At 60.8% G+C, this 6,366-nt stretch carries 4 protein-coding genes; 3 read left to right on the plus strand and 1 reads right to left on the minus strand.

Going from position 1 to position 6,366, the window contains the following annotated elements; genetic code table 11:
- Positions 1–27: 27 nt before the first annotated feature.
- Complete coding sequence (locus KEM60_RS16115; RefSeq protein ID WP_219232472.1) at positions 28–1,125, minus strand: adenosine deaminase; 1,098 nt, start codon at positions 1,123–1,125, stop codon at positions 28–30.
- A gap of 186 nt (positions 1,126–1,311) precedes the next feature.
- Between KEM60_RS16115 and KEM60_RS16120 the strand changes: the two genes are divergently transcribed.
- The 3 genes from KEM60_RS16120 (at position 1,312) to KEM60_RS16130 (ending at position 5,904) form a co-directional block, all read left to right on the plus strand.
- Positions 1,312–2,751: an amino acid permease gene (locus KEM60_RS16120; protein WP_219232474.1), complete on the plus strand. Its 1,440-nt coding sequence runs from the start codon at positions 1,312–1,314 to the stop codon at positions 2,749–2,751.
- 324 nt (positions 2,752–3,075) lie between these two features.
- Positions 3,076–4,263, plus strand: coding sequence for an acyl-CoA dehydrogenase family protein (locus tag KEM60_RS16125; protein ID WP_219232478.1), 1,188 nt, complete (start codon positions 3,076–3,078; stop codon positions 4,261–4,263).
- Between the two features lie 54 nt (positions 4,264–4,317).
- Entirely contained in the window at positions 4,318–5,904 is a 1,587-nt protein-coding gene (locus tag KEM60_RS16130) for an acyl-CoA carboxylase subunit beta (protein ID WP_219232476.1), read from the plus strand.
- Positions 5,905–6,366 lie beyond the last annotated feature (462 nt).

The raw sequence follows: 6,366 nt of genomic DNA on the forward strand, positions 1-6,366 counted from the left end.
CGGAGTACCAGGTAGAGGCGCTGGCCGTCAGCTGTCGCGGGCGGCTAGTTCTGCATAGGCGGGCCGGATGGTGTCCTCGATGAGGGTGTCGATGCGGTGGTTGTCCCAGAACGCGGCGCGGGCGGCGTCGAGCGTAAACCGACATAGTTCTGCTGGTCCGTAACCGAAAGCGTCGACGAGATGAGCAAATTCGTCGGTGAGTGTGGTGCGGCTCTGAAGTCGGTTGTCGCAGTTCACGGTGACGGTGAAACCCAATGCCGCCAGAGTCGCCACGGGGTGGGCGGCGATGCTGTCACAGATCCCAGTTTGGACGTTGGAGGTGGGGCAGATCTCTAGGGGGATGGGACGGTCGCGAAGTTCGCTGGCCAAGGCCCCCAGGCGGGCGTGGGCAGGATCGCTGTCGGGCGGCAGGATGATGTCATCCATGATGCGCACGCCGTGACCGATGCGTTGTGCGCCGCAGGTGTGCACGGCGGAGCGAATCGAGTCGAGACCGTCGGCTTCTCCTGCGTGGGCGGTGGCGTGTCCGCCGTGTCCGAGGACGAGCTCGTAGGCCGGGGCAAACCGGGAGGCGGAAAAGCCGTGTTCGGCTCCGGCAATGTCAAAACCGACAACGCCATCTGCAGCGTGCTGCACCACGAGCTCGGCAATTGCAGTGCTGGGTTCTGCATGTCGCATGCTGCAGAGGATTTGCTGGACAACGATGCTGTGGCCGGCTTCAGCGCAGCGCTGCATGCCTTCTTGAAGGCCGACGCGGACGGCTTCGACCGCGTCATGAGGTGTGAGTCCGCGGGTGAGGTGCTGCTCTGGGGCCCATCGGGTTTCGCCGTAGACCACGCCGTCGTGGGCGAGGTCGATGACGTATTCGCGAGCGACGCGGGTGAGGGCTTCCGGGGTTTGGAGGACCGCAACGGTGTGCGCGAAGGTCTCTAGGTAGCGGGGTAGCGAGCCAGAGCTGGCAGCGTCGTAGAACCAGGTCTTGAGGTTTTCAGGTGAGCTGCTGGGGAGGGCCCAACCGATCTGGGCGGCGAGGTCGATGATGGTGGCAGTCCGTAGTCCGCCGTCGAGGTGGTCATGTAGCGATATCTTCGGCAGCGGTCGGATCTGGTCTGCGGTCAGGGTCATGGTTGTCCTTGGTGGGGTTCGTCTGCGTGGGGGAGGCTGTGGCCTGTGACGGGTGCGGGACCGCGATGTGGTGCCCTGAGGACAGCTTGGCCTGATTTTGTCGGTATGTGGTGGTGTTCTGCCGGTGTGTTTGTTCGCTAGGCTCGCGTCTCCTTCTTCGTCGGTTGAACAGGAGTGACCTCGCGCATGGCCGAGACTGGATTTCTACGGCGAAAGCCCATCGAGCAGATCATCGAACCGGATCGTGGTCCGGACGCTTTGTTGCCCACGTTGGGTCTGTGGCAGCTCACCGCCATCGGTGTGGGAGGGATCATTGGGGCGGGAATCTTCTCGTTGGCGGGCAGTGTTGCTAGCGGAGCGCCTGGGGGCAAGGGAGTAGGCCCAGCGGTGCTGTTGTCATTCCTGATCGCGGGGATCGCGAGTGCGGCGGCAGCGTTCAGCTATGCCGAGTTCGCCGGGATGATTCCGCGCGCTGGTTCGGCTTACACCTATTCCTACGCGGTGTTGGGTGAGGTCGTTGGGTGGTGTATCGGCTGGGACTTGTTGTTGGAATACACCGCGATCGTCGCGGTGGTGGCGATCGGCATATCGGGGTATTTCACGTTCATCCTGACCCAGTGGGGGGTGCACTTACCGCTGTGGATGATGGGGGCGCCGGGGACTGGTGAGGGACATCGGGTGGATGTCTTCGCGATGGTGTTGTGCCTGTTCGTGGCGTTCATGTTGAGCCGGGGGATCAAGAGCGCAGCACGGTTCGAGACGATCGTGGTGGGAATCAAGGTCGCGGTGGTGCTCTTAGTGATCGTGGTGGGTGCATTCCACGTGTCGACAGGCAACTACACCCCGTTTGCCCCGGCAGGTGTGGGGGGCGCGATGGGGGGCGCGGCGACGGTGTTCTTTGCGGTTTTCGGGTACGACGCGATGAGTACGGCGGCGGAGGAGTCTCAGGACGCTCAACGGCACATGCCCAAGGCGATCTTGTTGTCGTTGGCGATTTCGATGGTGCTGTACGTCGGGGTCTGCCTGGTGTTGACCGGGATGGTGTCCTATACCCAGATTGATCCGACGGCGGGGATCTCCTCGGCGTTCGCCTCGGTGGGTTTGTCCGGTTTGGCCGGGGTGATTGCGGTCGGGGCGATCGTGGGCATTTTGACGGTGATGTTCACCTTCATGTTGGGGGTGACCAGGGTGTGGTGGGCGATGAGCCGGGACGGTTTGATGCCCAAGTGGTTTGCTGCGACTCATCCCACACGGCATGTCCCGACCCGGGTGACATGGGTGGTCGGGGTTGCTTCGGCACTGATTGCCGGGCTGTTGCCGATCGGTGAGGTTGCTGAGTTGACCAATATCGGGATCTTGTTGGCGTTTGTGCTGGTGTGTGTCTCGGTGATCGTGTTGCGACGGACGAAGCCCGACTTGGAACGGCCATTCCGGTGTCCTGGAATGCCGGTGGTTCCTGCCTTGGGGGTGGTGTTTTCGTTGTGGTTGATCACGTTTTTGGAGCCGGTGACGTGGGCGCGGTTCCTGGTGTGGTTTGTGCTGGGACTCATGGTGTATTTCGCATACTCCTACCGGCATTCAGCGCTGCATCCGGCTGGTGACCGGGACGAGGCATCGGCTCGTTGAGTGGTCACTAGATGACCCTCACCTGATGTTGAGATATCAGGTGAGGGTCATGGTCAGTGGGGTGATGGCCAGAAGCGTTTCTCGGCGGGTGAGGGTGTGGCGTGGTCACTCAGGCTTTTCTGGTGATGTGGTGCTTTGCGGACCGGTGGGGACCGTCCGGCTGGGTGGGGTGACCGTTTGACGCATGATGTGAGGTGGCGCCCTTGAGTGGGTGGTCATGATGCGAAGGTTCCTTGACGTCATCGTCAAGAGCATCCGGTATTCCCGGATCGACCACCCGGCCAGAGTTCCTCGCCGTTAACGAGGACGAGGAAGGTGACGACAGTGTTCGAACTCTCCGCAGACCATGAAGAATTTCGTGCCCACGTCCGCGACTTCGCGGCCAGCGAGATCGCTCCCCAGGTGGCGCGATGGAGCAAGGAACATCATTTCCCGGCTGACTTGATTCCCACGTTGGGTGAGCTCGGGCTGTTCGGTTTGGTGGTGCCAGAGGAGTACGGCGGCGCTGGCATGCACCACGAGGAGGGGCCTTTTACGTATCTGTGTCTTGCCATTGAGGAGTTGGGGCGGGTCGATCAGTCGATCGGTATCACCCTTGAGGCGGGGGTGGGTCTTGGCATCAACCCGATCCTGCGCTATGGCACTGCGGAGCAGAAACAGGTTTTCCTGCCCGACCTTGCCACTGGTCAAGCACTTGCTGGCTTCGGTTTGACTGAGCCGGAAGCAGGTTCTGATGCTGGAGGGACGCGCACGAAGGCGGTTCTGGAGGATGGCCAGTGGGTGGTGGACGGCGCCAAGTCTTTCATCACCAATTCTGGTACGCCGGTGACATCGGTGGTCACTGTCACGGCCCGCACGGGCACCCGTGCGGATGGCACACCTGAGATCAGCGCGATCATGGTGCCTGCTGGCACTCCAGGTTTCACCGTCGAACCGGCGTACGACAAGCTCGGCTGGTGGATCTCTGACACCCACGGGCTCACTTTTAAGGATGTCCGTGTGCCGGAATCCCATCTGCTTGGCACGCGAGGCAAGGGCTACGCCCAGTTCTTGGCCACCCTCGATGACGGCCGTGTTGCGATTGCAGCTCTGGCCACGGGGTGTGTGGTGCGCATGCTTGAGGAGTGCGTGGAATACAGCAAGCGGCGTGTGTCATTTGGCCAGCCCATCGCCTCCTACCAAGGTGTTTCATTTCAGATTGCAGACCTTCAGGTGATGGCGGAGGCTTGTCGATTGCTGACTTATCGGGCTGCCGCGATGAAGGACAGCATGGAGCTCGGTAAGGTCGCTGCGTCGGAATTTAAACAAGCGGCGTCGGTCGCCAAGCTTTACACCTCTGAGGCTGCGGTGTCAGCCACTCGCATTGCTACTCAGATTTTCGGTGGTAATGGGTTTATGGAAGATTATCCGATTGCTCGGTTCTATCGGGACGCCAAAATCTTGGAGATTGGGGAGGGTACGTCGGAAGTGCAACGCATTCTGATTGCTCGAGGGCTGGGATTGCCAGCCTGAGGTGCATTATCCGCACTCGACGTGCTGCTGGATGTCTAGCACTAGGAGGCTGTGATGGGTTCCAAGGCGTTCGCGGTCCCGACACCGACGGAGGAGGGCGGAGACTCCCGGGTCGGTGATGTGCGGATCCGCTTAAATGCGGCGTACGGCGCCACCGCGAGCCTGCCGGTGAGGGCGAAGGCGAAGCTCGATGCGCAGGGCAAGATGTTCGTCCGTGACCGGGTGGCACTGCTCTTCGATGAGGGAAGTTTTGTCGAAGATGGTCGGTATGCCAACGCCACGGCAGGGGGTGTGCTGCCGGCGGATGGCGTGGTGACCGGTCGGGGAACCATCGACGGCCGAGCCGCCATCGTGGTGGCGAATGATCCATCAGTGAAGGCAGGTTCGTGGGGTGCGCGCACGGTCGAGAAGATCGTGCGCGCTACTGAGGCAGCGTTACGGGAGGAACTGCCGATCTTCTGGTTTGTTGATTCTGCGGGGGCTCGAATCACCGACCAGGTGGAGTTGTTTCCCGGCAGAAGGGGTGCCGGGCGGATCTTCCACAACGAGGTGGCACTGTCTGGGAAGGTGCCTCAGATCTGTTGTTTGTTTGGTCCGAGTGCGGCTGGTGGTGCGTACATCCCCGCGTTCACTGACGTGGTGATCATGGTCGATGGCAACGCCTCGATGTACCTGGGCAGCCCGCGCATGGCTGAGATGGTGGTGGGGGAGAAGGTCACCCTTGAGGAGATGGGCGGGGCACGGATGCACTGCACTGTCTCTGGATGCGGCGATCTCCTCGCTGAGGACGACGAAGAGGCCATTGAACTAGCGAAACTTTATTTCTCGTATATGCCTTCGACGTGGCGTGATGATCCGCCGTCGTTCTGCCCCGAGGCGCCTGCCGCCCCCTTGACAGCCGAGATGGTGCCTGAGGTGGAGTCAACCCCGTTCGACGTCCATCTGGTGATCGAGGGGTTGGTTGACGCGTTCAGCTTCTTCGAGATCAAAGCGCTGTTTGCCCCAGAGTTGGTGGTTGGCCTGGGCCGGATGGAGGGGCGCACTGTCGGGATCGTGGCCAACAACTCGGCTGTCAGGGGTGGGGTGCTCTTCGGAGACTCAGCTGACAAGGCAGCTCGATTCGTGCACCTGTGTGACGCCTTCTCAATCCCCTTGGTCTATTTGGCTGATGTCCCAGGTTTCATGATCGGTTCCGAGGTTGAGCGGGCTGGCATCATCCGGCATGGGGCAAAGATGGTCGCTGCGGTCGCAGAGGCGACAGTGCCGCAGGTGTGCGTCGTGGTTCGTAAGGCGTACGGCGCGGGCCTGTACGCGATGGCTGGCCCAGGCTTCGGACCTGACGCCACGATCGCGTTGCCGACGGCGCGCATCGCGGTGATGGGACCTGAGGCAGCGGTCAATGCGGTGTATGCCAACAAAATTGCTGAGATCTCTGATCCGGTGGCACGGGCGTCATTCGTGGCTGACCGCCGAGAGGAGTACGAAGAAGACGTCGACCTAGAACGCTTGCTCTCTGACCTGGTGGTGGACGATGTGGTGGAAGCAGATGACCTTCGTGAGGTGGTGATTCGCCGACTGAGGTACGCGAGTCGACGTGATCGTTCCTTCAGTGACCGTCGCCATGGTGTTCCACCGGTCTAGGCATGGTGATTCATCGGTCTAAGGGTTCGACCTCAACAGCCTGCCCGCTCAGACCAGGGCTGAGCCCTCTCAACCCGCTCTGGCACAGCTGATTTCCCCTACACCCGAGACCTGGTGTACATTAGAGAGGTTGCCCCGCACGGGGAGGCAAACGGTGCAGTCGGCGTAAGGCGAACTGCAGTCCCTTCATCCATTACGAGTAAGTATAGCTTAGCTATGCCCTCTCTTCGGATAAAGAACCGATTTGACTCACATACTGCGGGATGGCAAAGTTCTCCGAGTTGTCCGGAGAGTGTGTGTGAAGAAGTTTTTTCTGTGGAATGTCGCAGGAAACACGGATTTGACACTCGCTCAGCTGGAAGGATAACTTAGAGAAGTCGCCGAGCGGAAAGCTGAAAGGCTGAAAGCGAAGCGGTAACTGATTCTTGAGAACTCAACAGCGTGCCGAAATCGATGCCAATT

The organism is Austwickia sp. TVS 96-490-7B (genome assembly GCF_019331795.1).
GTDB lineage: Bacteria > Actinomycetota > Actinomycetes > Actinomycetales > Dermatophilaceae > Austwickia.